The following is a 3,770-nucleotide window of genomic DNA, read 5'->3' as shown; positions in this document are numbered from 1 at the left end:
TAGTATTACCTATGAAAATTTATTTGGTGCTACCCTTAGTTGACAAATAGCTCAAAAAAAGAACCCAATTAAGAGGTTCTTTTTTTGATGTTGATTATTTTTGTTCTAAAATACGTTCAACCTCATCTATGCCTAATTTACTGGCTTTAGCAATCGTTTCAAGTGGTACACCGAGTTCATGCATACCTTTAATCATCTGTATTTTTCCTTGCTGAACCCCTTCTTGAATTCCTTCTTTTTTCCCCTCATTACGAGCATGAGCAAACTTTGCAGCCTCATCCATTAAGGCCTTTTCTCTTGCTTCATATGCTTGACGGAAAGAAGAATCTTGACTCATACGTTCCCACTTATTCATTGCTTTTTGTAAAATCGGATCTTGGTTCATGGCAATGTCCTCCAATGTTTGTGTGAGATACTCATCTTCATTCGCTGGTAATAATAATAACCAACGAACAAACGAGTCTTCCCAAGGATTAACTTTCTCTTCACGCCATTGCTGTAGTAACTTTGGAATCTCTACAATATGAACTTCTATATCGTCACTTAATAACTTTTGTTGTTGCTGATTCCAAAGGATTCCTGTTGTATGAAACGCTTCATATTCTGGAAACATCACAAAGTTTAACAAGTTTATGGTAATTGTTTTATGAAGTGAGCTATAAGGCATTCCTTTTTGCAATTGAGAGGTGTATAACCTTCCCCAATAATATAAGCTTCGTTTGATCATATCGTGATTGTTATTCAATTGTATTTCTACATTTACCTTTGTTCCTGTATTTAATGTAGCCGAAATATCTAAAATTGATAATTTATCTTCTTCATATTCTCGATGCAAATGTGGATCTTCTAATTGTAGGGCAACAATAGGTGATTCTAAAGAATCTTTTAATATGGCATTTAAAAAGGCAACTAAAATATCTTCATTCCCATTTGTGCCAAATAACTGCTTAAATGCAAAATCGATACGTAAATTTACTAATGAATTGGACATGGTTTTCCTCTTCCTGTTTCAGACTATATCTTTACCTTTATTGTACATAAAACTAAAGTCAATATGCAAACAATCCCCTATGACTTATATAGGGATATAAGTTTTTCTCTTAAAGGAATACATTTGGAACAGAGGGATTAAGTGAAAAGAAATAAAGGTACGCTCAAAAGATTTAATTTTCTGGAAATAAGAATTTACAAAAATATTTATTTGAATTAAAATACGAACTACAAAGATTCGACATTATACGACAAAATGATATTATTTTTCAGAATATTAAAACAACTAGAAGTGAGGTATCTATATGAATCTATTTCGAAAAAAATCTATTTCAGCATTATTAGCACAGTCAGAACAAAAAGGAGCATCTTTAAAAAAAGAACTCGGTGCATTTGATCTTACTATGCTCGGGGTCGGCGCTATCATCGGAACTGGGATTTTCGTTCTTACCGGTGTTGCCGCAGCAGAACACGCAGGACCCGCACTTGTTTTGTCGTTTATTTTATCCGGTTTAGCCTGTGTATTTGCAGCATTATGTTATTCTGAATTTGCATCAACTGTACCGGTATCCGGTAGTGCGTACACTTATAGCTATGCAACATTTGGAGAATTAATCGCTTGGATTTTAGGTTGGGATTTAATTTTAGAATATGGATTAGCTTCCTCAGCTGTTGCATCTGGTTGGTCAGGGTATTTACAAGGTCTATTAAGTGGATTTGGGATTACATTACCTACGGCTTTAACAAGCGCATATAATCCTGAAGCGGGAACATATATAGACTTACCAGCAATCTGTATCATCTTTCTAATGACGTTGTTATTAACAAGAGGAGCAAAAAAATCAGCGCGTTTTAATGCTATCATGGTAGCTATCAAACTTTTTGTTGTCTTACTATTTATCGGCGTTGGCGCTTTCTATGTAAAGCCTGAAAACTGGACACCCTTTATGCCGTTCGGCTTCTCTGGCGTAACAACTGGGGCTGCAACTGTATTCTTTGCTTACATCGGATTTGACGCTGTATCAACAGCTGCTGAAGAAGTCAAAAATCCACAGCGTGACATGCCAATCGGTATTATTGCTTCTTTAACAATTTGTACGATTCTATATATCGTTGTTTCATTAGTTTTAACTGGGATTGTACCTTACGATCAGTTAGGTGTGAAAAATCCTGTTGCATTTGCACTACAATACATTCAACAAGATTGGGTTGCTGGTTTCATTTCTTTAGGAGCGATTACTGGAATTACAACTGTATTACTTGTTATGTTATATGGACAAACACGATTATTTTATGCAATTAGCCGCGATGGCTTACTACCAAAAGCACTTTCTCGCGTAAATAAAAAAACAAAAACACCTGTTATCAATAGTTGGATTACTGCTACTATGGTTGCTTTCTTTGCTGGTTTTGTTCCTTTAAGTAAACTAGCAGAATTAACAAATATCGGTACATTATTCGCATTCATCGTTGTATCAATTGGAGTAATTATTTTACGTAAAAAACAACCAGAACTACCGCGTGCTTTTAAAGTGCCTTTGGTACCATGGATTCCTGCTTTAGCTGTTCTATTCTGTGGATACTTAGCATTACAACTCCCAGCAACAACATGGATCGGCTTTGCAATATGGCTTGTAATTGGACTTGTTGTCTACTTCAGTTACGGTTACAAAAATAGTACACTACAAAAGGAACAAAAAGAAGACGTAGCATAATGAAAAAGCTGTTGTCCCATTAGGACAGCAGCTTTTTTCCGTTCTGGTGCAAAGTATTGTACCATCAAACATTTCAATAATCTCATTGAACAAGACCATCGTCATTTAAATTGTCTGGGTTTCAAAACCTTCGCTATGCTGCTCGCACTACTATTTTTTATTCCAATAATTCCTTATGTTTACGATACTTCTCTTCCATTAATTGGCTGAACTGGTCGGTTATTCGTTGGGAATAATTTATGAAACGTTTCAATTTGTTTTTTGGACATCTCTATTGTCTGTTTCATCACAATCCACTGGACATTTTCTGTACAAGGAGGTGTTGTCAAAGAACCCATGTAATGGAATGACGAATGATCTGAAGGAAGAAGCTGTTTTATATCAATGGTATGCTGCACATCACCCTGTGAATTTTTGCTGTTCGGGAGATTTCCCCACATTTCTGCAAAACCTTCGTTTTTTTGTCCTTCTTTTATCATAATACCAACTACTGCTAACTGACCTTGATCATTTTGATGGACCAGATGTAGTTCCATATCTGCATGTTTTCCTTCAAATTGATGTTCACTTGGTGTATGGAAATGGAATTGTTTTAATGTGTAACGACTTTCTCCCAGCATGAGATAATCATCAGAACTATTTGCTTTCCCCTCAATACTATGCCCATTATTTTTAATAGAAAATGATATTGGTTGATAATTTATTTGCAAATGATTAGCATCCTCAACTGTTGATTTTATTTGTTCCGTTTTGATATCTATCGGAGATTGTTCTTGCCCATTTAAACACATTTTGTATTCTGGTTTCAATTCTCCCCAGTGCTCTGGACCAGTAGTCCCTTCATATGACCATTGCGTATTTTTCTCCGTAGATTTTTCTTGTGTAGCTGTATCCTTGTTTGACTGTTCTTGTTTTGCTGTGTTACACCCGATCAACACTGCACTCATTGTCAATATAAGGGGAGTTTTATAAAGAAACTTTAAACCTTTCATACTGTTTCCTCCTAAGATGATAAAATATTGTATTTAAAGAATATTTCGTGTAACTAAAGGTTCTGTTACAAAT

General features: G+C 35.3%; 3 protein-coding genes and 1 pseudogene. 2 read left to right on the top strand and 2 right to left on the bottom strand.

Going from position 1 to position 3,770, the window contains the following annotated elements:
• Window positions 1-94 precede the first annotated feature (94 nt).
• Entirely contained in the window at window positions 95-991 is an 897-nt protein-coding gene (locus tag AB3X48_RS19020; protein ID WP_000071773.1) for an Rpn family recombination-promoting nuclease/putative transposase, read from the bottom strand.
• A gap of 304 nt (window positions 992-1,295) precedes the next feature.
• Here AB3X48_RS19020 and bcaP point away from each other — a divergent pair, with 304 nt between their 5' ends.
• Both bcaP and AB3X48_RS22120 read left to right on the top strand, forming a co-directional pair.
• Window positions 1,296-2,705, top strand: coding sequence for a branched-chain amino acid transporter BcaP (bcaP, locus tag AB3X48_RS19015; RefSeq protein ID WP_199662022.1), 1,410 nt, complete (start codon window positions 1,296-1,298; stop codon window positions 2,703-2,705).
• 51 nt (window positions 2,706-2,756) lie between these two features.
• Window positions 2,757-2,854 (top strand): annotated as a pseudogene (locus AB3X48_RS22120) (IS6 family transposase); the annotation flags it as partial.
• A gap of 30 nt (window positions 2,855-2,884) precedes the next feature.
• Here the strand turns inward: AB3X48_RS22120 and AB3X48_RS19005 are convergent.
• Complete coding sequence (locus tag AB3X48_RS19005; RefSeq protein WP_367959816.1) at window positions 2,885-3,697, bottom strand: carbonic anhydrase; 813 nt, start codon at window positions 3,695-3,697, stop codon at window positions 2,885-2,887.
• Window positions 3,698-3,770: the final 73 nt, after the last annotated feature.

Source organism: Bacillus sp. S4 (assembly GCF_040838205.1).
Taxonomy (GTDB): Bacteria; Bacillota; Bacilli; order Bacillales; family Bacillaceae_G; genus Bacillus_A; species Bacillus_A cereus_U.
Note: the sequence above shows the minus strand (reverse complement) of the source record. Positions and strands in the feature narration are given on the sequence as shown.

What these genes read in the sequence shown, in the direction of transcription:
- AB3X48_RS19020 (WP_000071773.1), bottom strand. Translation starts at nt 991, where the DNA reads ATGTCCAATTCATTAGTAAATTTACGTATCGATTTTGCATTTAAGCAG.
- bcaP (WP_199662022.1), top strand. Translation starts at nt 1,296, where the DNA reads ATGAATCTATTTCGAAAAAAATCTATTTCAGCATTATTAGCACAGTCA.
- AB3X48_RS19005 (WP_367959816.1), bottom strand. Translation starts at nt 3,697, where the DNA reads ATGAAAGGTTTAAAGTTTCTTTATAAAACTCCCCTTATATTGACAATG.